The organism is Prosthecobacter sp. (assembly GCF_044226605.1).
GTDB lineage: Bacteria > Verrucomicrobiota > Verrucomicrobiia > Verrucomicrobiales > Verrucomicrobiaceae > Prosthecobacter.
The window spans coordinates 274,148-298,259 of record NZ_JBGAGS010000003.1 but is presented as its reverse complement, the minus strand read 5'-3'; the positions used below and the strand labels follow the sequence as shown (position 1 = coordinate 298,259).

At 62.1% G+C, this 24,112-nt stretch carries 17 protein-coding genes; 11 read left to right on the top strand and 6 right to left on the bottom strand.

The features are described from left to right. Positions 1 to 110 precede the first annotated feature (110 nt). The 5 genes from ACILSO_RS05675 to ACILSO_RS05655 form a co-directional block, all read right to left on the bottom strand. Positions 111 to 2,015, bottom strand: a complete 1,905-nt coding sequence (locus tag ACILSO_RS05675; RefSeq protein ID WP_395736404.1) for a DUF3987 domain-containing protein — start codon at positions 2,013 to 2,015, stop codon at positions 111 to 113. A gap of 32 nt (positions 2,016 to 2,047) precedes the next feature. Continuing rightward, positions 2,048 to 3,076 (bottom strand): toprim domain-containing protein, encoded by a 1,029-nt coding sequence (locus tag ACILSO_RS05670; protein WP_395736403.1) that lies wholly within the window; start codon positions 3,074 to 3,076, stop codon positions 2,048 to 2,050. A 108-nt stretch (positions 3,077 to 3,184) separates the two neighbouring features. Next, entirely contained in the window at positions 3,185 to 3,460 is a 276-nt protein-coding gene (locus tag ACILSO_RS05665) for a helix-turn-helix domain-containing protein (RefSeq protein ID WP_395736402.1), read from the bottom strand. Between the two features lie 450 nt (positions 3,461 to 3,910). After that, positions 3,911 to 4,297: a sigma factor gene (locus ACILSO_RS05660; protein WP_395736401.1), complete on the bottom strand. Its 387-nt coding sequence runs from the start codon at positions 4,295 to 4,297 to the stop codon at positions 3,911 to 3,913. A gap of 155 nt (positions 4,298 to 4,452) precedes the next feature. After that, positions 4,453 to 5,208 (bottom strand): helix-turn-helix domain-containing protein, encoded by a 756-nt coding sequence (locus ACILSO_RS05655; RefSeq protein ID WP_395736400.1) that lies wholly within the window; start codon positions 5,206 to 5,208, stop codon positions 4,453 to 4,455. A 72-nt stretch (positions 5,209 to 5,280) separates the two neighbouring features. Here ACILSO_RS05655 and ACILSO_RS05650 point away from each other — a divergent pair, with 72 nt between their 5' ends. The 5 genes from ACILSO_RS05650 (at position 5,281) to ACILSO_RS05630 (ending at position 14,117) form a co-directional block, all read left to right on the top strand. Then, positions 5,281 to 5,649 carry a hypothetical protein gene (locus ACILSO_RS05650; protein WP_395736399.1) on the top strand — a complete coding sequence of 123 codons (369 nt, stop codon included), beginning with the start codon at positions 5,281 to 5,283 and terminating at the stop codon, positions 5,647 to 5,649. 349 nt (positions 5,650 to 5,998) lie between these two features. Next, positions 5,999 to 9,151, top strand: a complete 3,153-nt coding sequence (locus ACILSO_RS05645) for a DUF1553 domain-containing protein (RefSeq protein ID WP_395736398.1) — start codon at positions 5,999 to 6,001, stop codon at positions 9,149 to 9,151. A 148-nt stretch (positions 9,152 to 9,299) separates the two neighbouring features. Beyond that, positions 9,300 to 9,713 carry a four helix bundle protein gene (locus ACILSO_RS05640; RefSeq protein WP_395736397.1) on the top strand — a complete coding sequence of 138 codons (414 nt, stop codon included), beginning with the start codon at positions 9,300 to 9,302 and terminating at the stop codon, positions 9,711 to 9,713. A 72-nt stretch (positions 9,714 to 9,785) separates the two neighbouring features. Beyond that, positions 9,786 to 11,234, top strand: coding sequence for a DUF1501 domain-containing protein (locus ACILSO_RS05635; protein ID WP_395736396.1), 1,449 nt, complete (start codon positions 9,786 to 9,788; stop codon positions 11,232 to 11,234). Positions 11,235 to 11,504: 270 nt separating this feature from the next. Continuing rightward, positions 11,505 to 14,117 (top strand): COR domain-containing protein, encoded by a 2,613-nt coding sequence (locus ACILSO_RS05630; protein WP_395736395.1) that lies wholly within the window; start codon positions 11,505 to 11,507, stop codon positions 14,115 to 14,117. A gap of 24 nt (positions 14,118 to 14,141) precedes the next feature. Here the strand turns inward: ACILSO_RS05630 and ACILSO_RS05625 are convergent, their stop codons facing one another. Further along, on the bottom strand, positions 14,142 to 14,849 hold the full coding sequence (locus ACILSO_RS05625) for a helix-turn-helix domain-containing protein (RefSeq protein WP_395736394.1): 708 nt from the start codon (positions 14,847 to 14,849) through the stop codon (positions 14,142 to 14,144). Between the two features lie 194 nt (positions 14,850 to 15,043). Here ACILSO_RS05625 and ACILSO_RS05620 point away from each other — a divergent pair, with 194 nt between their 5' ends. The 6 genes from ACILSO_RS05620 to ACILSO_RS05595 all read left to right on the top strand — a co-directional run bounded on the left by ACILSO_RS05620 (position 15,044) and on the right by ACILSO_RS05595 (position 24,105). After that, positions 15,044 to 15,952: a dihydrodipicolinate synthase family protein gene (locus tag ACILSO_RS05620; protein WP_395736393.1), complete on the top strand. Its 909-nt coding sequence runs from the start codon at positions 15,044 to 15,046 to the stop codon at positions 15,950 to 15,952. A 187-nt stretch (positions 15,953 to 16,139) separates the two neighbouring features. Continuing rightward, the gene (locus ACILSO_RS05615; RefSeq protein WP_395736392.1) at positions 16,140 to 17,891 is read left to right on the top strand and encodes a DUF885 domain-containing protein; all 1,752 of its coding nucleotides are present in this window, start codon (positions 16,140 to 16,142) and stop codon (positions 17,889 to 17,891) included. A gap of 156 nt (positions 17,892 to 18,047) precedes the next feature. Next, complete coding sequence (locus ACILSO_RS05610; protein WP_395736391.1) at positions 18,048 to 18,911, top strand: proline racemase family protein; 864 nt, start codon at positions 18,048 to 18,050, stop codon at positions 18,909 to 18,911. A gap of 11 nt (positions 18,912 to 18,922) precedes the next feature. Further along, positions 18,923 to 20,596, top strand: coding sequence for a sulfatase-like hydrolase/transferase (locus tag ACILSO_RS05605; RefSeq protein ID WP_395736390.1), 1,674 nt, complete (start codon positions 18,923 to 18,925; stop codon positions 20,594 to 20,596). Between the two features lie 25 nt (positions 20,597 to 20,621). Continuing rightward, positions 20,622 to 22,148, top strand: a complete 1,527-nt coding sequence (locus ACILSO_RS05600) for a sulfatase (RefSeq protein WP_395736389.1) — start codon at positions 20,622 to 20,624, stop codon at positions 22,146 to 22,148. A 160-nt stretch (positions 22,149 to 22,308) separates the two neighbouring features. Next, a complete protein-coding gene (locus ACILSO_RS05595; protein WP_395736388.1) occupies positions 22,309 to 24,105 on the top strand; it encodes a hypothetical protein in 1,797 nt (598 codons plus the stop codon). Positions 24,106 to 24,112 lie beyond the last annotated feature (7 nt).

The window sequence follows — 24,112 nt, the reverse complement described above, 5'->3', positions numbered from 1 at the left end:
CGCGGGGTGTCTCTCTCTCGCGCGCGCGGAACTCCTGACAAAGTCATTTCGCCCATTTCGCTCATTTCGCAGGGTGTCTCTCTCTCGCGTCACAGTCAGCAGTGCCATGCTCAATCCCAGTGGAAGGAGTAGGTGCCACATCTGCGAACCTTGGAAATCTGCTGACAGCGGCCTTTGGCGATGAGATGTGGAATGATCTCGTCATAGAGCCGGGAGACGGTCAGGCCTCCGTGGCGGCCAGGGTGGGAGACAAAACGGCGGGTCAGCTCGGTCTTGCTCAGCACCGCACTTTTGATGGCAGGATCTGTCAGGTGGGCTCCGGCGATCTGCGCCAGCAGCCACTCGCCCATGTCGTCCACCTCGCAGCGCTTGCCGATGCCTTCCAGCTCCACCAAGGCATCCAGGCAGGCGTTTTGATGCGCCTCGGCCATTTCCAGGATGTCTTCGGTGATGATGAAAGGATCCTCAATGCTGCCCTTGGCCCACCGGCAGGCCTGAAAGATGATGGCCAGCTTCAGACAGCGCACGGGAGATTCATTGAGGCTGGACATCAAATCCTCGCTCCCACGGGTGTAGCCGCGAATGCTGTTGCAGCGCTCACGGTTGCGCGTCTGCAGGCCGGACCAGTAGCGCCGCGCCTCAGGTGTAAGGCTGGTCTTTTTGATCGTGCCCTCAAGACGGCTCAGATGAAGGAAGCGGTCCGCCAGGCGCTCAAACTCATCCTGCTCCATGCTTTCCGGCCAGTCGATCTGCCGCACCACCTGGGTGGCCACATAGAAGCCAAAGCGGCGGCGCAGTCCGCTCCCGGCATCCAGATGATCCAGCCTGGCCACGCCAAAGGTCGCGCCGATGCACAGGCTCAGCGAGGCCTGCGCGATGTGGCGCTCCGCCTTGCCATCCTCACTGTTTTTGACTTCACGCCGGAAGTTCTGGTGCCACGGCGCGCCATCATAGAGCTTCAGGTAGCGTGCGGAGACCTCGCGCCCGTAGGAGGTCGTCTCCCAGCTGCGCAGGATGGTGTTTCCCTCATCTTCAAACTGCAGGCGGTGCGGCTGGCTCTCAAAGCTGTCAAACAAGGCCGAGTCGCTGGCATTTCCCGCCAGAATCTCATCGTTCATCAGCACGTGGCGCGCGATCCTCTCCGCAGGCGCAAAGGTGGTGCTCTTTCTCAGACCCGCAGGGCTGGCGATGAAATTGTAGAGCGTCATCGGCTTCACGCTGCCAAAGTCCAGCACGACCTTCGGCGTGAGCAGCTTGGCACAAAGCGCGAGCACGGGAGCCACGATCAGCCCGTCCGGCAACTCGGAGAGCTGGCGCACAAAGTCGCGATAATCCGCCAGAATGGAGTCTTCCGGGATGGGATGCTCACGCACCGCCTCCGTCACAACGAGCGGAATGGCCGAAGCCTCTCCTTCCAAACGGTCCGCAGGCGCGAGAGACACACCCTGCGAAATGGGCGAAATGGGCGAAATGGGCGAAATGGGCGAAATGGGCGAAATGGGCGAAATCACTTTATCAGGCCCTTCACTCGCGAGAGACACACCCCGCGAAATCGGCGAAATGGGCGAAATCACTTTATCAGGCCCTCCGCTCGCGCGAGACACACCCGGTGAATTTGGCGAAGTGGGTGAAGTTTGCACTTCAGGCCCTTTACGTGCGGGAGACAAAACCTGCGAAATGGGCGAAGTCTCGACTCCAGGCTCGTTGGACTGCAGTTGCTTCTGCATCGGCGCGGTGCCGGATTCGCTTTGCGGTTTCTCAGCGGGCCGCGCCGGCGTCTGCCGCTCCACGCGGGAGTCCGGCAGCATTGCAGCACCGGCTTTTTCGTCCTTCGCAGCCTTGGCGGAGAAGGCAGCCGGCTCTGGTTCTGGATGCTGCATCGGCGGCGCAATGCTGGGGCGGTAGTCCTTGCGGGCGCGGACCTCATTGGTGCAGAAGAGGTCGTCGTCGGGGATGGGGCCGTGCTGATTGCGGGCATGGGCGGCGGCGTGGGCTTGGGCGTGGGCGGTGTTCATGATGTCGTGTCTTGGATGGTATTTTATGGTATTCAGGCCTTCTTTCGGGTCTCAAAAATGCGGTCCAGCGTCGGCTGGGGGTCGTCGGACTTGAGGAAGTCTCCCAGGTCCTTGCTGCCGCCGGGCAGGCGGATGACCTGGGCGCTGATGCCGTGCGCTTCCAAATCGGCCAGCCAGGAGCCAGAGGCATTGATGCCGGCCTCGTCCTCATCCCGCACGATGCGCACCGTCTTGCCTTTGAGCCGCTCCAGCAGCGCGGGATCGCGCGCAAAGCGTGAGGACGCGCTGGTGGCGGCGAGGACGCTCCACGCGTGCTCGGTATCCACCAGCAGCATCGCCGCGAGGCCTTCAAGGAGGCCGATGGCCCCTTCCACCAGCAGCACGTGCGTGGTGCCCTGAAGCCAGCTCTGACCGATGAAGGCTCCCTGTGATCCCTGAAAATTCCGCGCCTTCAGCGCTGTGCCATCCGCCTTTTGCAGCGGTTTGCCATCCAAACGGCGGGCCTGGGCAAAGGTGCCCTCCACCAGCGCAAAGCAGCGCTGCCCCTGCACCGTGACGCCTTTGAGAAATCCATGCCGCTGCGCCAGATCCACCGCATCCGGGGAGATGCGACGCAGCCGCGCGATGGTGGCGATGTCCTCCTGCGTCAGCTCTGTGAACTGCGGCCACGCCTTGCGCTGCCGGGCCCTCCGTTCGTCCTCGTTTTCAAAGTCGGGTGCCGTGCGGTCGGTTGCGGAAGCGGCAGACAACTCGGCCGCGTATTTCGCCAGCAGAAAACCGGGAGCACTCGTGCCGTTGGTGGCGGCGCTGCGCAGCTTGTACCGCAGTTCGCTCTCGCTCCACGGCGGCTGGCAGTCACGGTTCCAATGGGCCAGGATGGGCAGGGCCGCCTGCTCGGAAAGATTGAAGCCTCGGACGAGGGCCACGGCGGCTGTGAAGGCGGCACGATGCCCGTCCTGCCCCGAGACGGAGACGGGCATGGTTTCCAGGTGAGCGCTGGCCAGCTCTTCGACAGATTTCTTCGTTTTAGTCGGTTCGCGATGGGTTGACGGCGTGTGCATGAGCGTGTGGTATTTCCCGGTTCTTTGTGGTGTGGCGGCTTTCCCCCGTCAGCCACCCGGCCTCCCTGTTTCTTCCAGGAGGCCGGGGGCGGCGGGGCGTGGCCAGGCTCAGGCGGCGGTGCCCTGCTCGTACTTCGCCAGCGCGGCCCTGACCTTCTGCAGGTCAAAGCGGCAGGTCCTCCCGATCTTGGTCATGGGGATGATCTTCTGCGCTGTCCAGTTGCTCAGGGTGCGGCGGCTGATGCTGAAGACCCGCGCCAGCTGCTCCGGCGTCAGCAGCACGGTCTCGTTTGCGAGAGGGGGCTGCATGCCGGTGGCGGAAGCGGAGGAAGAGGCTGCGATGGTGGTGCTGTCGTTTGCGGTTTCGGTGCTGTTCGTTTTCATGGTATTCTATGTGTCTTTGTATTTTGTCGTGGTATTGCGTTGTCGTTTTGAGGCATACGGTTGCACGGAGGCGCGATGAGGAGCCGAAGTGGTGGGCCGGATGCGTGGTTCCGGGGCTTGCAGACGGTCCGTGGCGGGGTTGATGACCACCGGGAAACGGCGGGCGTCAGAACGGCCACGGATGGCTGTGTCACCTTGCAGGTTGCGGGTTCGGAGTTCTTCACTGCCTCCCTCGCTGTCCACTTCAAGCACCCGTTATTGGAATGACGGACTGTTTGAAGCTGATAAAGCAGATTGGGCCCGTTTTTGGAATGTCAACGCGATTTGTTTTAAAATGCAACCATCTGCCACCTGGAGCAGCAAAAGAGGCCTTGGAGGTGCTGCGTGCAGCAAAGGATTGGCCGGAGATATGCGGGGGTGGCTCTCATGCATGCCACGCGCTTTCAGCCATCAAGCGGGCAGGGCGAGATCCTCATCGCAGCCCATGTCCGGCTTCATCGGCGCAAAGCATTCAGCAAACTTCTTCGTCACCTCGCGCCGGATCGACTGCCGGATCCACCACCCTGCAAAGACGGCAAACGCCCCTTCCTTCTCGGGATCAAACTTCGTGCCCGCCTTCACCAACCCGATGTTTCCAGCCGCAATGAGATCCAGCAGCGGCACCTCACAGAGGGTGCGCTGTTCCTGCGCCAGCTTCACCACCAGCAGCAGGTTCGACCGGATCAGCGCCGCCCTCCGCTCGCGCTCGTCCGCCCCTTCTCCCAATGCCGGAGCCTGGCCTGCCGCCTTCTCGATCTCCTTCACATAGATTTTCAGCCACTCGTCACGATTCATCATAGGAAAACCTTTCACCCCCACACAACGCAGCAGCCCCGCCTTTCTTGGAGCTCGTTTCCGTTTATCTCCCAAGATGAGGCACCCAGCCTTGGGTTTTCGTCTCATTCTCCGTTTCTTCCGTGTGTTCCGCAGGCTGCCATCTCAGCATCCAGCCTCTACCCCCTCCGCGCCCCTTTCGGCACCCTTTGTTTCCGATACTCCGCCGGCGTCATCCCCATGATGCTGCGGAAGCAGCGCGTGAAGTGCGCGTGATCAAAGAACCCCAGCTCCACCGCCAGCGCCGCCACCGTCTCCTCCGTCTCGGCCAGTCTCCGGCATGCCGCCTCCACGCGCACGCGCAGCAAGTATTGCCGCGCCGAAGAGCCAAACACACGCCTGAAGCTGCGGTCAAACTGGCTCTGCGAAAGGCCGCACCTCCGCGCCATCTCCGCGCTGCTCAGTGCCGCCTCCGGGTGCTTGTGCATCTGCTCGATCACCTTGGCAAACCGCGCCTCCCCTGAGCTGCGGCTGCGCACCTGCTCCAGCTCCCGCGAAAAGCCCGCCACACCGATGATGCGCCCCTCCGCATCGCGCAGCGGGATCTTGCTGGACATGACGAGGCGCGGGCTGCCCTCCGCCTCCGGCGCGCTTTCCAGCCGATTCGCGATCGGCTTGCCCGTGCGCATCACGATCTCGTCGTCCTTCCGATACTCCGCCGCCCGGCTGTGCGGAAAGAAATCGAAGTCCGTCCTGCCGATGGCGTCCTTCTCATGCTTCACGCCGCAGTAGTCGCAGCCGCGGCGGTTCACCGCCATGAAGCGCCCCTGCGCGTCCTTGATGAAAAACGACATGTCCGGCAGCAGGTCAAACAAGCCCGCCAGCTCCGCGCCGCGTACCCTCCGCAAAAATCCCTGTGGTGAAATCTCCGCCATAATGCGCTTATTTTACACAAGGATGCGATGCCCGTGCAAGACGCCATTCGCCCCTCCGGCGTATTCTACCTCATGCCGAAAGCCCTCCATTTCCTGCCCCTGCCCCAGCGCCGCGAGCGGCTCCGGCGGGTGGCCGCCAGCCTGCACCGTGGGAACACGCGCGACCTGCCTCTGCTCGATGAAATGCTGCGCGATGCCGAAGTCGTGGCCTCTTTTAATGACGACGACCTGAAAAACCTCATCCTCGTGGTCAAGCACCACCGTCCGGACCTCGCGCTCAATCTCCTCACTCACGTGCGTGCGCCCAAGGAGCGCCTCAGCCTTGGCAACTGCCTCGCCACGATCTGGAGCCGCATCGACATCAATGCCGCCTGGCGCGCCATCACCGCCAGCAGCCTCCCGGAGGCTGAGCGTCTGGCTCTGCGGAGCGCCATGGTGTGATCCGCCTCACATCGTCCTCACGTTCTTCCTCCTACTCGAACTCGTCCTCCTACTCGAACTCGTCCTCCTACTCGAACTCGTCCTCGATCCAATCGCCCCGCACCATCCACTTCTCCGAGCAGCTTCTTCCTCCTCCTCCTCCTCCTCTTCCTCCTCTTCCTCCCTGTTCCGGAAAAGGGAGCAGAAGTAAAAGTAAGAGTAGGAAGAACATCAGGATCGCCTCCCCCTCCCCTACGCCAGCATTCGCCCCAAAGTTCGCCAGATTGACGTAAAATCACCCCCTCGGCCTCCGTAATCACATTCATACCAGTCCGAGACACTTCCATACCAAACCGCTTTCCCCCACCGCATGCGCATCGACCTCACCCTGCTCCTCACGCTTCTCGCCACTTCCGCGGCGACAGCAGCGCAGCCCATCGGCTTTAACAAAGACATCCGCCCCATCCTCGCGGACGCCTGCTTCCACTGCCACGGCCCTGACCCAGGCACGCGCAAAGCGGGACTGCGCCTCGACACCGAAGCCGGATTCTTCACGGCCAAGGAAGGCGAGCAGCCCACCGTCATCAAAAACAAGCCCGAGGTCAGCGCCCTCTTTCAGCGCCTCATCACCAAAGATGAAGACGACATCATGCCGCCGCCGGATTCCCACAAGACGCTGAAGCCCGCGCAGATCGCGCTGATCAAAGAGTGGATCGCTCAGGGCGCGCCGTGGCAGCCGCATTGGTCGCTCATCGCGCCCAAGAAATCCGCACTGCCTGCGGTGAAAGACAGCGCCTGGGTGAAGACCCCTGTGGACCGCTTCATCCTCTCCAAGCTCGAAGCCGCAGGCCTCGCCCCTGCCGCGCAGGCGGAGGACCACGCGCTCATCCGCCGTGTGTCCTTGGACATCACCGGCCTGCCGCCATCGCCCGAGCTGATGGCCCGCTACCTGCCGCTCACCGAGCAGAAGTACTCCGCGCTGGTGGACGAGCTTCTCAAATCGCCCGCTTACGGCGAGCACCGCGCCCGCTACTGGCTGGATGCCGCACGTTACGCCGACACCCACGGCCTGCACTTTGACAAGCCACGCGAGATCTGGCCCTACCGCGACTGGGTGGTGAAAGCCTACAACAACAACGAGCCCTTCGACAAATTCACCGTCGAGCAGATCGCCGGCGACCTGCTGACCAAGCCCACCGAAGACCAGCTCGTCGCCACCGGATTCCAGCGCTGCAACATCACCACCAATGAAGGCGGCACCATCGATGAAGAAAACCTCGCCAACTACGCCTCCGATCGCGTGCAGACCATGGGCTGGGTGTACTTCGGCCTCACCACGAACTGCGCCCAGTGCCATGACCACAAGTTCGATCCGCTCACGCAGAAGGACTACTACTCCATGGCCGCCTTCTTCCGCAACACCACCCAGAAGCCGAAGGACGGCAATGTGAAGGACGGCCTCGGCCCCATCCTCGTGCTGCCTACCGACAAGGACCGCCCGCGCTGGAACGCGCTGCCCACGGAAATCGCCGCCGCCAAAGTGAAGCAGGACGGTGCACGCAAAACCGCGAAGCCCCTCTTCGATCTCTGGCTCACCACCGCCAAGCCGGAAGACCTGGACAAAGACGTGCCAACGAAGGGCATCGCCGCGCATGTGCCGCTCACTGAAGGCACCGGCAGCGAAGTCGCCGCCACCTGCGGCAGCGCCAAGACCTTCAAGGCCACCGGCGAGGTCACCTGGAAGCCCGATGGCAAACTCGGCCCCGCACCCGTGATCAGCCCGAAGAGCACCTTTGAGATCGGCGACGTGGGCGACTATGAAAAAGATCACGCCTTCAGCTACGGCGCGTGGATTCGCGCGGGCAAGGTCACCGGCATCTCCGGCAGCATCCTCAGCCGCATGGATGAAAAGAACGGGCATCGCGGCTGGGACCTCTTCCAGAGCGATAATAAACTCTCCGTGCACATCGTCAGCAACTGGCCGGGCGATGCCATCAAGATCAGCACCGCCAAGCCCGCCCTGCGCCCCAATGTCTGGCAGCATGTGTTCGTCACCTACGACGGCAAAGGCAAGGCCGGCGGCATCCGCATCTTTGTGGATGGCGTCGAGGCTCCCATCCGCCCGGATGTGAACGCCCTCAAAGGCAGCATCAAAACCACCACACCCACCCGCATCGGCCAGCGCAGCCACGGCGCCTACTTCACCGATGGCGGCGTGCAGGACGTGCGCGTGTATGATCGTCAGCTCAGCGCCACGGAAGTCATGACTCTTTCCAAAGTCGGCCCGCTCCGCAGCATGCTCGCCGCCAAGAAGCAGGGACCCAAGCAGCAGGAGGCGCTGTTTGAGCACTATCTCGTAACCCGCGATAGCGCCTATCAGGCAGCCCTCGCCGCCAGCACCAAGCTCACCGCCGAGCAGGAAGCCATCAAGGCCCGCAGCCCCATGACCCACGTGCAGGAGGAAAAGATGGACACCAAGCCCATGGCCAACATCCTCATGCGCGGCCAGTATGACAAAGTGGGAGACGCCGTGGAGGCCGCCGTGCCCGCATCGCTCGGCAAGCTGCCCGCCGATGCTCCGAAGAACCGCCTCGGCCTCGCCAAGTGGCTCGTCAGCGACAACAACACCCTCACCGCCCGCGTGACCGTGAACCGCATGTGGCAGGAGCTTTTTGGCAGCGGCCTGGTGAAGACCAGCGAAGACTTCGGCATCATGGGCAGCGCCCCTTCCAACCCCGAGCTGCTCGACTGGCTCGCGGTGGAGTTCAAAGAAAGCGGCTGGGATGTAAAGCGCTTCTACAAGATGCTCGTCACCTCCGCCGCCTACCGTCAGGCCGCCGTCATCACGCCCGCCAAGCTGGAGAAAGACCGGGACAACGCCCTGCTCTCCCGCGGCCCGCGCTTCCGCATGGATGCCGAGATGATCCGCGACTACGCCCTCGCCGCCAGCGCCACCCTTTCCCCGCGCATGGGCGGCCCCGGCACCCTGCCCTACCAGCCGGAAAACATCTGGGAAGTCGTCGGCATGGGGACGGAAAAGTACGTGCAGGACAAAGGCGAAAACCTGTATCGCCGCACCCTCTACGACTTCTGGAAGCGCATGGCCCCGCCCGCGAACATGGACATCTTCAACGCCCCCAGCCGCGAGATGAGCTGCGTCCGCCGCGACCGCACCAACACCCCGCTGCAGGCCCTCGTCACCATGAACGACCCCCAGTTCATCGAAGCCGCCCGCAACCTCGCCCAGCACACCCTGGAGCAAGTGAAAGGCGACGACACCGCCAAGCTCGAGTCCATCTACTCCCGCCTCCTCTGCCGCCCCCTGAAGGACGCCGAGAAACCCATCCTCGCTGCCAGCCTCGCGGACATGCGGAAGTTCTACAGCAGCAATGCAGCGGACGCCGAAGCGCTCATCAAAGTCGGTGAATCCAAAGCCGATGAAAAGCTCGCGAAGCCCGAACTCGCTGCGTGGACGATGCTTTGCAATGAAGTCATGAACCTCGATGAAGTGCTGAACAAGTAGGCCAAAGTTAAAAGTTTAAGGTTAAAAGTTTCAAGTTTTCTAACGCGAACACTCCATGGCTAACAGCGAGCAACTGCCCCATTTTTGAAAGCGCTCACAAACTCGTTCCAACTTCAAACCTTAAACTTGAAACTTTAAACTCTTCCCCATGGCCAACATCGAACAATTTGAGGACATCCTCGCCTGGCAAAAGGGGCGGGAGCTCACCAAGCTTGTTTATAGAGCCTCCCGAAAGGGCGAGTTCGCGAAGGACTTCGCACTGCGCGATCAAATTCGCAGCGCGTTAATCTCCATCACTTCAAACATTGCCGAAGGCTTCGAACGCGGAGGCACCAAAGAATTCATTCAATTCCTAGGTCACTCCAAAGGTTCCTGCGGCGAAGTCCGCTCCCAGCTCTACGTAGCTCTGGACGAATCCTACCTGACTCAGCCCGAGTGGCAGGAACTCCACAACCGCTGCCTCGAAGTCAGCCGCCTCCTTGACGGCTTCATCAAATACCTTCGCCAAACCGAAATCAAAGGCCGCAAATTCCAAACTGCCTCCGCAGGCCCAAAAGGCTAACTCCTCCCACGCCTCCGTCACCCGCGAAGCGTCCCCAACTTGAAACTTTAAACCTTAAACTTTAAACTCTGTATGAGCCTCCTCCACGAATGGGACACCTACCAAACCCGCCGCCAGCTTTTCGCACGCGGTAAAAACGTTCTCGGCGGTGCCGCGCTGGCTTCACTTCTCGGCGAATCCTTTGCAAACGCATCGAGCGGCGGCGCCATGGGGCCGCACTTTGCGCCGAAGGCGAAGCGCGTGATCTACCTGCACATGGTCGGCGGACCGGCGCAGATGGATCTCTTCGACTACAAGCCGGAGATGATGAAGTGGTATGACAAGGATCTGCCACCAAGCATCCGCAACGGCCAGCGCCTCACCACGATGACCAGCGGCCAGGCGCGGTTTCCCATCGCGCCGTCGAAGTTCAACTTCGCGCAGCGCGGCCAGTGCGGCATGTGGATGAATTCCGACCTGCTGCCCCATCTTGCCAAGAACGCGGACGACATCTGCTGGATGCGCTCGCTGCACACCGAGGCCATCAATCATGAGCCCGCCATCTGCGCCATGCAGACGGGGAACCAGATCACCGGCCGCCCCTGCCTCGGCTCCTGGGCTTCGTACGGCCTGGGCAGCATGAACTCGAACCTGCCCACCTTCGTTGTCCTCATCGCCACACCGACGAATCGCGAGCAGGAGCAGGCCATCTCCTCGCGCCTGTGGTCCAGCGGTTACCTGCCCGGCGAGCACGCGGGCGTTTCCTTCCGCAGCAAGGGCGATCCCATCCTCTTCATCAACAACCCCGCCGGCGTGCCCAGCAGCGTGCGCAAGCGCACCATCGAAGGCCTCAACTCGCTCAACGAGATCAACTACAAGGAAGTGGGCGATCCCGAAACGCACACGCGCATCCAGCAGTACGAGATGGCCTTCCGCATGCAGGCCAGCGTGCCCGAGCTTACCGACATCAACAGCGAACCCGAGCACATCTTCAAAATGTATGGCGATGAAGCGAAGAAGCCCGGCACCTTTGCCAACAGCGTGCTCATGGCCCGCCGCCTCGCCGAGCGCGGCGTGCGTTTCACCCAGATCTACCTCAACAACTGGGACCACCACAGCAACGTCGGCGGCCGCATGCCCAGCCAGTGCAAGGACGTGGACCAGGCCTGCCACGCGCTCATCGAAGACCTCAAGCAGCGCGGCATGTTTGACGACACCCTCATCATCTGGGGCGGCGAATTCGGCCGCACCATCTACAGCCAGGGCGGCCTCTCCAAGGAGAACTACGGCCGCGACCACCACCCGCGCTGCTTCACCATGTGGATGGCCGGCGGCGGAGCCAAAGGCGGCGCCATCTACGGCGAGACCGACGACTTCAGCTACAACATCGTCAAAGACCCGCTCCACATCAGCGACTTCCACGCCACCGTGCTGAACCTCCTCGGCTACAACGCCGACCGCTTCACCTACAAGTTCCAGGGCCTCGACCAAAAGCTCATCGGCATCAATCCCGCCAAACCCATCAAGGCGCTCATGGCGTAGAAATATCACCTTTCATTGGCAGGTTAAACTGCCATAATCGAATTAAACCACCCACGTTGTAGTGGCAGCGTGCAGAATTGGGATTAGCCATCGATCCCCCATGTCTCCATGTAGCAATCGTAACCTTTTCGACATACTGCCGAACAAGGGGTCGTGCCGCACTGACAGGCCTTGTGAAACTTGATAGCGCGCTCCCCTCGTCACGCACCTTCATGGCCCAGTGTCGGAGAACAGATTCGACATTCGCATTTTTGTCATTCACTTTTCGCCATGGCCGAGATCCCCCCCATGACGCCCGCAGCACAGGAAGCCTATGCCGAGGCACTGCGGCGCATCGCGGAATGCCAGAAGAGCGGGAAGGCGGCCGCAGTGCTGGACCTGAAGCGCCTTGGACTCACCACGCTGCCGCCGGAGATCGGCCAGCTCAGGGCGCTGACGGAATTTAACCTCGAATACAATAAGCTCCGCACGCTGCCGCCGGAGATCGGCCAGCTCACTGCGCTGAAGGAGCTACGCCTCTATAACAACCACCTCAACACGCTGCCGCCCGAAATCGGCCAGCTCACGGAGCTGACGATACTAGACCTCTCCAACAACATGCTTTGTAAGCTGCCATCAGAGATTGGCCAGCTGACGGCGCTCAGGATGCTTTCCCTCCACAACAACCATCTCAACTTATTACCATCAGAGATCGGCCAGCTCACGGCGCTCACGATGCTTTCCCTCCACAACAACAACCTCCTCACGTTGCCGCAGGAGATCGCTCAACTCACGGCACTCAAGACACTCTACCTGCATGGCAATGTGGTTCTGGGCCTACCACCGGAAGTGCTGGGGCCTAGGTGGGTGGATAGCTATGAAAACAAAACACCCGCCGCCCCCCATGAGATCTTGTATTATTATTTCGTCCATCGGCAGGCGGTGGAGGATGAAGGGACCGAAGCGTTGATGGAAGCGAAGGTGCTAGTGCTTGGAGAAGCCAGTGTGGGCAAGAGCTGCCTCATCTCGGCATTGACGCAGGGGAGGCGACGAACGGAGCTGGATGGCAAAGGCACCAGCGGCATCGTGCGCCAGCTCTGGGAGGTACCGGTGATGGGGTCGGAAATGGCCCCAAAGCCGAAGGCACCCGGGGTGGAGACGCTGCGGCTGAACTGCTGGGACTTCGGCGGGCAGGAGATCTACCACTCCGCCCACACGCTGTTCCTGACCACACGGGCAGTGTATCTCATCGTGCTTAGCAAGCGGGACAATGAGCGGCAGAACAACGTGGACTACTGGCTGCGCATGGCGGCTAGCTTTGGCGGGCCTGATGCGGTGGTCTATGTGGTGGTGAACAAGTGCGATGAGAAGGTGGGGCACCCGCCGGATGAGCAGGCGCTGCGCCTGCGGCATCCGCACCTGCGCGGCTTCTTGTACACGAGCTGCGACACCCTGACGGGCATCGGCGAAGCACGCATTGTGGTGGTGCGTGAGGCGCTGCGGCTGGTAGGTGTGCGCACGCCGGTGGCGAAGACGTGGCTGGCCGTAAAGAAGAAGCTGGAGAAGATGCCGGAGCACACCCTGTCCATGGTGGAGTGGGCACAGCTGTGCGGCAGCAAGATCAGCACCCCCGAGGCCCGGCGCGAGCTGCTGCACCTGTGCGACCGCCTAGGCACGGTGCGCTACTTTCCCACCACGAAGGAGCAGATGGTGGACGCCTGCGAGACGGCCATCCTGAACCCGGAGTGGGTGACGCTGGGCATCTACGCTCTGCTGGATGATGCAGCGACGCAGAAACGCGGCGGTCTGTTGGACCGCACGCAGATGACTGCCATCCTAAAGCAGCGCGGCTATCCCTCGGCACACGAGAAGATCATCGAGGAGGTGATGCGGCGCTTCGACCTGCTCTACGACTCCGCCGAGCACGGCCCGATGCACCGCATGCTGATCCCGCTGATGCTGCGGGAGCGCATGCCCGAGTTTGCCTGGCCGCAGGCGGGCACGCTGGAGTTCGTCTATCAGTATGAGGTGATGCCCGCCGGCCTGCTGCCCGCCTTCATGGCCCGCCAGCATGGGAATCTGGACGCCACGGTGCCCAACTGGCGGCACGGTTGCGTCCTGGAGCTGAAGCAGTGTCGCGTGCGCGTGATCGCTGACATGGAATTGCGGCGGGTGATGATCAGTGTGAGCGGAGAGGAAGCCCTGCGACGCGAGGCCTTGGACCAGGTGCGCCACACCTTCGAGGCGCTACACGGCACTGTAGAGAACCTGCCCGTGCAGGAACTCATCCCCGTGCCCGGACGACCGGATGCGCCGATGCTCGACTACAGCCTGCTGCGCTCTCTGTCGTGGAACGGCATCGCTAAGCACAACGTCAGCGGCACACGTCCTGGTGAAATCCTCCGCATCGACGTGGAGGAGGCTCTTAATGGCGTGCGCGGCACCGAGCAGCGGAAACAGGATGAGGAGCAGCGCCAACGCGGCGGCGACATCCACAACCACTTCCACGGCGACAATCCGAAGGTCAGCAATTCTATGAACACCGACAGCCACAACCTCACCATCCACGGCAACGTCACCAACGCCCAGGTGGGCCAGACCTTGACGAACTGCACGAACACGATCAACGAGCAGCCAGCGGGAGAACGGAGGGATCTGCTGCAAGAGCTGACAAAGCAGGTGGAGGCGCTGATCCAGCAGTTGCCACCGGACAAGGCGAAGGAAGCCCCCAAGGTGGCCAACAAACTCAACCAATTGATCACCCAGGCGACCAGCCCTGAGCCGGAGCGGGAGTGGTATGACATCTCCGCCAAGGGCCTGCTGGAGGCCGCGAAGTGGGTGCATGACTTCGCCGGCAACATCACGGGAAACGTTGAAAAGCTGGGCAAGCTGCTGGGCTTCTGATGATGCGGGCAGCAGCGGGCGGGATCACTTCCCGTTCAGCCCCCGAAACTTCCCCGGTGCCATGCCCGCATAGCGGGAAAAATGCCGCGTAAACGCACTCTGGTCACACCACCCCGTCTCGATCGCGATGTCCGCCAGCGAGCGATCCGTCTCCCGCAGCAGCCGCGTCGCCTCATCCAGCCGCAGCTTGTGCAGCAGTTGCAGCGGACTCATTTGAAACAGCCGCTGCACCCGCTGCTCGAACTGATACACACTCAGTCCCGCCTTCTTCGCGATGTCCTCGATTCTCAGGCTCTCCGCAAAGTGCCGCTGCATGTGCTTCAAAGCCGCCGCCAGCTCCGCAAAGCCACCCGCCTTGTCGCTCGGCGCATTCAGATCCCGCGAGATGCCCGTCACACCGACAATGCGCCCCTTCGCATCGCGCAGCGCATGCTTCGTCGTCAGGCACCAGCCCGCCTTGTGCCCGGGGTAGATGTGCAGCTCCAGCTGATGCTCCACCGGCTTGCCAGTCTTCAGCACTGCCTCATCCTGCCGCGCATAGCTCGCCGCCAGCGCCGCCGGAAACACCTCCTCCGGCCGCCTGCCCCGCAGCTTTGCCTTGTCCCCTCCCGCACAGCGATCCGCCAGCGTTTGGTTCACCCGCACATACCGCCCCGCCGCATCCTTGATAAAAAACACCACGTCCGGCAGCGCATCAAACAGCGCCTCCGTCGTCGCATGCTCAGAGAACATCCCTCCCGATTCCATCATTTTGACTGAATTGGCAGCCTCCCAGCCAAAAAGCAATCAAGACCCTCAGCCCCCCAAACCGCAGTATCCTGCCCAGCCACGCCCCATCCAATTTCCAATTCTCAGTTTTCAGTTCTCAGTTTGCAGTCCCCTGCCGCCTCACGCACCGCTCTACATTCGTCATTCATCCTTCCCTCATGTCCACCTCCTCCCTCCCCCGCTGGTCCGGCGTCTTCCCCGCCGTCGTCACTCAGATGCACGAAGATCAGTCCCTCGATCTCCCATCCTCGGCCCGCCACTTCGAGGCCCTCATCCAGTCCGGCATCTCCGGCCTCATCGTCTGCGGCTCCCTCGGCGAAAACCAGTGCCTGCAGCCCGATGAAAAACGCGCTGTGCTGAAATGCGCCATCGAAACCGCCAAGGGCCGCATCCCCGTCGTCAGCGGTGTCGCCGAGATGAACACGCAGGCCGCCATCCAGTACATGCAGGACGGCGAAAAACTCGGCGCCGCAGGCTTCATGATCATGCCGCCCATGGTTTACAAGAGCGACGCGCGAGAGACCGAGCACTGGTTCCGCACCCTCGCCAAGGCCACGCCCCTGCCCTGGATGCTCTACAACAACCCCGTCGGCTACCACACCGACGTCACGCCCGAAATGTTCGCGCAGATCGCCGACATCGAAAACCTCACCTCAATCAAGGAAAGCAGCGCCAACCCCCGCCGCATCACCGAACTGCGCAATCTCGTCGGAGATCGCTACCAGCTCTTCACCGGTGTGGACGACCTCATCCTCGAATGCAGCATCCTCGGCATCGACGGCTGGGTCGCGGGCAGCGGCATCGCCTTCCCGCAGGAAAATCAAAAGCTCTGGGACCTCACCCGTGCCGGAAAGTGGGACGAAGCCCGCACCCTCTACCGCTGGATGCAGCCCCTCATGAAGCTCGATACCCACATCCACTTCGTGCAATACATCAAGCTCCTCTGCCAGGAGACCGGCCTCGGCAAAGAATGGTGCCGCGAGCCCCGCCTCCCCCTCTCCGGCACCGAGCGCGAGCAAGTCCTCAAAATCATCCGCGACTCCCTGGCGAAGCGCCCTCAGGTGTGAATGCGATAATCCCAGCGTCTGAACCCCCGCGCCAGCGTCCCCGGAGTGCGGCGCTTCAGCGCCGCTTTCGAATGTCCCACCGCCAGCGCAAAGCTCCAGAGGGCTGGAGCAGTCCAAAACGCTTCCTCGAGCATCGATAATCAGCCGCTTCGCTTCTAGTCGTTACCACGCCATACCATTACCTGCCATGACTTTCCGCTCGCTGCTTCTCCCCCTCCTCGCACTCGCGGCCCCCGCCTCCGCCCAAACCGTCGACGCCAAGCTCGAAGCCTTCTTCAAATCCTACCTCGAAGAAACCTTCCAGCTCCGCCCCATGGACGCCACCTCTCTCGGCGACCACCGCTTCGACGACAAGCTCGATGACATCTCCCCCGCCGCCCGCGCAGGATGGCTCGCCCAGGCCAAGCGCACCCTGGAAGCGCTGCCAAAAACCATCCCCTACGACCAGCTTTCCCGCAGTTCCCAAATCGACTTCGAGATCCTGCGCGATGACCTGACGCGCAGCATCTGGCTCACCGAAAACACCCGCCCCTTCGAGGAAGACCCACGCACCTACGGCGGCTACATCAGCGACAGCGTTTACACCCTGCTCGCGCAGTCCACATTGCCCAAGGAGACCAACATCAAAAACGCCATCGCCCGCATGGCGCACATCCCAGGTATCGTGAAGGTCGCCCGCGAAACGTTGCAGACCGTCCCCCGTTCCATCCTCGACACCGCCATCCTGCAAAACCGCGGCGCCATTTCCTTCTATGAAGAAGAAGTCTTCACCCTCGCGGGCGAGACACCCCAGCTTCCCGCGCTAAAGTCCGCTGCCAAACCCATCGTCGCTGCGCTGAAGGAATACCAAACCTTCCTCGAAACCGAACTCCGCCCCAAAGCCACCGAGAATTGGCGCATGGGCAAAGAGAAGTTCTCGCGTAAACTCGAGCTGGAACTCGACACCGGCCGCAGCGCCGATGAAGTCCTGGCCGATGCCGAAGCGGAATTCGCACGCGTGCAGCGAGACATGTACGTCGTCGCCCGCCAGCTCTGGAGCCACTACTTCCCCAAATCCCCGCTTCTACCCGATGACGATCAAGGCCGCCACGACACCATCGCTCAGATCATCCGCGAGGTCAGCCGCGACCACGGCAAGCCCGAAGACCTCGTCACCGATGCCCGCGCCACCGTGGACCGCATCAAGGCCTTCATCAAAGAGCACGACATCCTCCGCCTCCCCGAGCCCGACCGCTGCCAGATCCTCGAAATGCCCGAGTTCCGCCGCGGCAACTCCGTCGCCTACCTCGAGTCCGCGCTGCCGCTCGATCCCTCCGGCCCCAGCACCTATGCCGTCAGCCCGCCGCCATCCGATTGGAAACCCGAGCGCGTGCAGACCTTCCTGGAAGAGTACAACAAACACATGCTCCAGGTGCTCACCATTCACGAAGCCTACCCCGGCCACTACGTGCAGCTCGAGTATTCCAACCGCTGCCCCTCGCTCATCCGTCTCATTCTCGGCTCCGGCACCTTCAAGGAAGGCTGGGCCGTGTACACCGAGCAGATGATGATCGACCAGGGCTACGGCGGCGGTGACCTCGCGCTGCGCCTGAACCAGCTCAAATTCTACCTGCGCGCCGTCACCAATTCCATCCTCGACCACAAGATGCACTGCACCGCCATGACCGATGAGGAGGCCCTGCACCTCCTCACCCACGGCGCGTTTCAATCCGAAGGCGAAGCCAAATTGAAGATCATCCGCTCCAAGCAAAGCACCGCGCAGCTCAGCACCTACTTCGCCGGACGCATGGCCTTCTACCGCCTGCGCCAGCAAATGCAGCGCGAGCTTGGCGAAAAATTCGACCTCGGCCGCTACCACGAAGCCGTCATCGATCACGGCTCCCTCCCCGTCAAATTCCTCCCCGAACTCGTCCGCACCCGCCTCACGAAGCCCCGCTGAGCCTTCCGTAATCCGCGCCAGCGTCCCCGGAGTGCGGCGCTTTAGCGCCGCTCTCGCCACGCCCCTCGCGATCTCCTTCCAAAGAATCCATCGCCGCACAAAAACCTCCCCCTCAACTTTAAACCTTAAACTTCAAACTTTAAACTCTTCCCCCGCGTGCTCCGCATCCCCATCATCGACTCCCACACCGGCGGCGAACCCACACGCGTCGTTCTCAGCGGCGTCACCGAAGAGACCCTGGAAACCTACCGCCGCGCCATCATCTGCGAACCCCGCGGCCACGAAGTGATCGTCGGTGCTCTTCTCGTTCCGCCTCAGGACCCTTCCTGCGCCGCCGGCGTCATCTTCTTCAACAACGTCGGCCGCCTCGGCATGTGCGGCCACGGCATGATCGGCCTCATCACCACGCTACAGCATCTTGGCCGCATCGCCCCCGGGGAGCACCGCATCGAGACGCCCGTCGGAGTCGTCACCGCCACCTTGCATGAAGACGGTCGCGTCAGCATCCGCAACGTCCCCTCCTACCGCCACGCCAAGGCCGTGCAGGCGGGTGGCGTCACCGGAGACGTCGCCTGGGGCGGAAACTGGTTCTTTCTGGTATCCGGCCACGGCCTCGCGTTCACCCGCGAAAACATCCCGCAGCTCACCCGTGCAGCGCTGGACATGCGCACCGCCATTCACGCCGCCGGTTATCCCGAGGTCGATCACGTCGAACTCTTCGCCGCGCCTCACGATCCCACCAACCACAGCCGCAACTTCGTCCTCTGCCCCGGCGGTGAATACGACCGCTCCCCCTGCGGCACCGGCACCAGCGCAAAACTCGCCTGCCTCGCAGCCGATGGAAAACTCGCCCCCGGTGAAACATGGCGTCAGGAAAGCATCATCGGCAGCGTCTTTGAAGGCAGCTACGCGCCCTCCGGTGACCGCATCATCCCCACCATCACCGGCACCGCTTTCGTCACCGCTGAATCCACCCTGCTCCTCGATCCGACGGATCCCTTTCAGTTTGGAATCCATTGAACCTCCGGCCTATGAAGCGTCTCCTGCTCTTCCTGCTGATCTTTTCGACTCACATCGCAGCAGCGCAGCCCAATGTGCTCTTCATCGCCATCGATGATCTCAACGACTGGGTCGGCTGCCTCGGTGGTCATCCGCAGACGCGGACACCCAACCTCGACCGCTTCTCAAAAAGCGGTGTGCTCTTCACCAATGCTCATTGCGCCGCCCCGCAGTGCAATCCCTCGCGCACCGCCGTCTTCACCGGCCTGCCACCCCACCGTTCCGGCGTGTATCACAACGGCCAGAAGATGCGCGATGTGCTGCCAGATGCGGAGATCCTCCCGAAGTTTTTCTCCCGCCACGGCTACTGGAGCGCAGGCTCCGGCAAGCTGCTGCACTATTTCATCGATGCCGCGTCATGGGACGAATACTTCCCAGCGAAGGAAAAAGAAAACCCGTTTCCACCCACCTTCGATCCGCCAAACCGTCCCATCAGCCTGCCCGTCGGCGGTCCCTGGCAATATCGGGAAACCGACTGGGCCGCCCTGGATGTAAGCGACGAGGACTGCGGCGGCGACTGGAGCGTCACCCAGTGGATTGGCGAGCAGCTTCAGCGCCGGCATGACAAGCCCTTCTTCCTCGCCTGCGGCATTTACCGGCCGCACGAGCCATGGTTTGTGCCCAAGGAGTACTTCAAGCCCTTCCCTCTCGAATCCATTCAGCCCGGCCCCGGCTACAAGGAGGACGATCTGGAGGACCTGCCGCCCTCAGGAAAGAAGATGGGCCCCAACCGCTACTTCGAGCACATTCAAAAGCAGGGCCAGTGGAAGAAGGCCATCCAGGCCTACCTCGCCTCCATTCATTACGCGGATGCCATGCTGGGTCGCGTGCTCGATGCGCTCGACAAGAGTCCGGAGCGTGACAACACGATTGTCGTGCTGTGGAGCGACCACGGCTGGCATCTCGGCGAGAAGCAGCACTGGCAGAAATACACCGGCTGGCGCCTCTGCACGCGTGTGCCGCTCATCATTCGCGAGCCGGGAAGAAAATCCGGCGCTGTCTGCGACCAGCCGGTCAGCCTCACCGATCTCTTCCACACCCTCACCGACCTCTGCGGGCTCCCAGCGCCGGAAAACATCAGCGCGCACAGCCTCGTGCCCTTGTTGCAGAATGCGGATGCGCCCTGGCCGCACGCCGCCGTCACACAGCTCAGCGTGCCGGAAGAATACGCCGTCAGCACGCGCTCCTGGCGCTACATCCACTACCGCAATGGAGACGAGGAACTCTACGACATCGCCCATGATCCTCACGAATGGGACAACCTCGCCGCGAACCCCGGACACGCTGCCAGAATCGCCGAACTGCGCGCACTCGCCCCCCAGAACCCCGTTCCCGTGCCTGAAGTGCCCGTGGCTTCATTGCCCGACTTGAAATGGCACCCCGCCAGCGAACCCGCACCACCTTCCAAACCCGAGGGTGGCACCTTTGATGTCGTCTTCATCAATCAGCGCCCGAAACCTGTCGAGCTCATGTGGCTTTCCCCCGATGGCACGACCAAGTCCTACGGCTCCATCAAACCCAGGGAGCAAAAGCGCCAGTCCACACGCCCCGGCGCTGTCTGGATGGTCCGCGATTCATCGCAAAGCCCCATCGGTCATTTTCAGGTCGGCGACCGTTCCTCGAAAGCCGTCATTCCAGCACGATGAAGCGCATCATTGGATCCTTCACCTCATGAAACATCTCCTGCTCTTCCTCACGATTGTTTCAGCCCACGCCGCAGCAGCGCAGCCCAATGTACTCTTCATTGCCGTGGATGACATGCGCTGTGAGCTGGGATGCTACGGCGCAGGCCACGTGCTGTCGCCAAATCTCGACCGTCTCGCCGCCTCAGGCGTGCTGTTTGAGCGTGCCTACTGCCAGCAGGCCGTGTGCAATCCCTCCCGCGCTTCGATCATGACTGGGCTGCGGCCGGACACGACCCACGTGTGGGATCTCAAAACCGACTTCCGCCAGCAGCTCCCCGATGCCGTGACCATTCCGCAGCACTTCCGCAGGCATGGCTACCGCGCAGTCGCCTACGGGAAGATTTTTCACAACAGCCTGCCCGATGAAGTTTCGTGGGATGAACCGACTCATCACACGGAAGGGACCGTTCAATACTCGCCCGAAAACCAGCAGCGCCTCGCCGACTACAAGGCGGAGATGAAAGCCGCAGGCAAATCTCAGGCCGCCATCACGCGCATGCGCGGCCCGGCCACTGAAATGCAGGAGCAGCCAGATGAAAAGAACCCGGATGGCAGGCAGACCACGGATGCCATTGCAAAAATGCGCGAACTCTCCGACGGCTCTGCGCCCTTCTTCCTCGCTGTCGGCTACATCCGCCCGCATCTGCCCTTCATCACACCCAGGAAGTACTGGGATCTTTATGACCGTGCAAAACTCCCGCTCGCGGACAATGGCTTCATGCCACGCGGCGCCCCCGCTGTGGCGTTTGGCGACCGCTCCATGGGCGGCTTCTACGAGCTGCGGGACTACCTGGACTACGCGAATGCTCCCTCCCCCTTTGTCAGCCCGCTCACCGAGCCGCAGCAGCGCGAGCTGAGGCATGGCTATTACGCCTCCGTTTCATTCATCGACACCCAGGTGGGCCGCCTGCTTGCGGCGCTCAAAGAGCTGTCACTCGCTGAAAACACCGTTGTCGTGCTCTGGAGCGATCACGGCTGGAAGCTCGGCGAGCATGGCGGCTGGTGCAAACAGACCAACTACGAGATCGACACCCGCTCTCCCCTCATGATTCGCGCCCCTGGCGCCAAGGCCAATGGCAGCAAGTGCGCGGCCCTGGTCGAGTTTGTGGATGTTTACCCCACGCTTTGCGAGCTTGCCGGGCTGCCCGTCCCTTCGCAGCTCGAAGGCCGGAGCCTCCTGCCTCTGCTCACAAACTCCGCCACCAAGGTCAAAGACGCCGCCATCAGCCAGTTTGAGCGCACCCATGAGGGCCGCCGCCACATGGGCTACGCCATCCGCACCGAAACACATCGTTACATCGAGTGGCTCGACGCCACCAGCGGCGACATCGTGGCACAAGAGCTCTATGACCACAGCACCGATCCGGCGGAGAATGAAAACCTTGCCCTTAAGTCTGATCGCCGTGCGCTTCTCTCCGATCTAAGCGGCCAGTTGTGGAACACTATTCCGCGCCCGAAGTTCCCTCATGCATGGCTGGAGCGTGCCCCCCGCCCGGAAAACACCAAGGGCTGACCCGCCGCCCATTCCGCGCGAATCCTCTTTCCGTCTCTGACGTTCGCGGCGGAAACGCGCAGCGGCTTTCGCCACGGGATTAAGCCGGAAAAAACAGCTTCATGATGTCACACCCTGCGGCCGTTGGTCTAATGGGTGTAAATCATTTTACATTTCCCCCATGCCCACATCTAGAAACGTCCAGGCAGGAATAGAGATTCTTCAGGAGATCGCATCGAATGCCGGGACGATCGCCGGCACACTGGCAGACACCACCAGCCAGGCAGCCCCTGCGGCAGGCAGTCTGGCCGTGGGCACCTTTCTTGAGAGCGTGGAACTTATCAAAGCCGGCAAGGACGTCGTCATGGATGGTGCTGAGCTCGCCAAAAAGGCCAAGGCGGAGCTCAACTACAAGGCGGCCAAACGCGATCCCGAGATCCAGCAGCTTCTGGGCATGCGCTCCTATGCCAATGGCATGCTCAAGCTCCAGCAGGCCGCGCTCAGCGATGCGCAGCAGAAGGTCGCCCACCTCGATGAGATCGCCGCGCTCGGGGAGCAGCTCGCCGCCGACCCGAATATGAAGCTGCCCGACGGCCTGAGTCCGGATGACGCGCAACTCCTTTCCATGAACGCGGAAGAACGCGCCCAGGCCATCGGCACCCGCAAGCAGGGCCTGGAGACTCAGATTGCACAGATAAATGAAGGTGCCAGACAGCTCGACATGGTCGTCGATGCCGTGAACTCCCACCCGCGCATCAGCAATGCCGAATTCCGCAAGCTCGAGGCCAAGCACAACCTCGACAACCGCCTCGGCGAGACCGGCATGCGAACCGTGCGCGACATGATGGCCGCCACCAAGGCAGGCGTGGGCGTCGGCGGCAATCTCCTCAGCGGCGCTTCCACGGTCCTCACTGCCGCGGGAGTGTCCAGTGCCATTGCCACCACCGCGCTCGGGGCCGCCTCGGCCGGTGCCGCCATCGTCGGCGGCGCCATGATGGTGGCAGGCGGGACCGCAGGCATGGCGGCGGCGGCTTACGAGCACCACGAGCTTTCCAAACTCCAGGCCGCAGCCGGTGTCGCAGCCAAAGAAGCCATGGCCATGGCCCCGGATGCAGCAGACCCCGACGAGGCGGTGCAGATGGCCTTTGCCATGAATTGTGTGGAGGAAAGCGCACGCCAGGGAAAGAACATCGAAAAACTCAAAGTGGTCCGCAATGCTGGCATCGTTGTTGCCGGCGTGGGAGTCACCACCATGGGCACGGGAGCCTTGCTTTCTGTCGCAGGTGCCGCCGGTTATGGCGCGGGCGCCGCACCGGGCCTCATCCTCTCAGGCGTGGGTGGCGGCATTGCTGCCGCGGGCGGTATTGCGGCTCTCGGCGCGCAGGCTGGCATTGAAGGGTACAAGGCCTATCAAGAGCACGTTCAAAAGCAGGATGTGGCCCAGGCAAAGCTCGCCTTGGAAACGCAGGACATCATGATGCAGATGGTCGCCACCGAAGACCCCGCCGCCCGCCAGGCACTGCAGGACAAGCTCACCCCCAAGCACTTCGAAGCGCTCGATGGCATGAAGCAGGGCCTCAAGACCACTCTCGAAGGCCTTGATGTGGATCCAAAGGTCATCGCCTCTCAGCTCAACGACGCCAGCCAGGTCGCCAAATTTGCCGCCTGCGTCGTGATCCAGCGCGATCCCAAGATGGCTGCCGAGACCATAGCCAAAGCCGCCCTCAACGAGTGTCAGGGGGCCTTCGTCAAACGAGCCATCGGCGGCGCCACCGCCCGTGGTGCCGGCATGATCGGCAACGGCCGCGCCGTGAACATTGTGGAGGCCGACCTCCCGGCAAACACCCCGGCCATCAATGCCATGCGCAAGCTCGGCATGGACGACCGCAAGATCACCCAGACCGTGAACGCACTCGCCAGCACCAACACCCGTTCCATCGGTCAGAGGACCCTCCAAAGACACACCGGCCTGAAATAAATTCTTT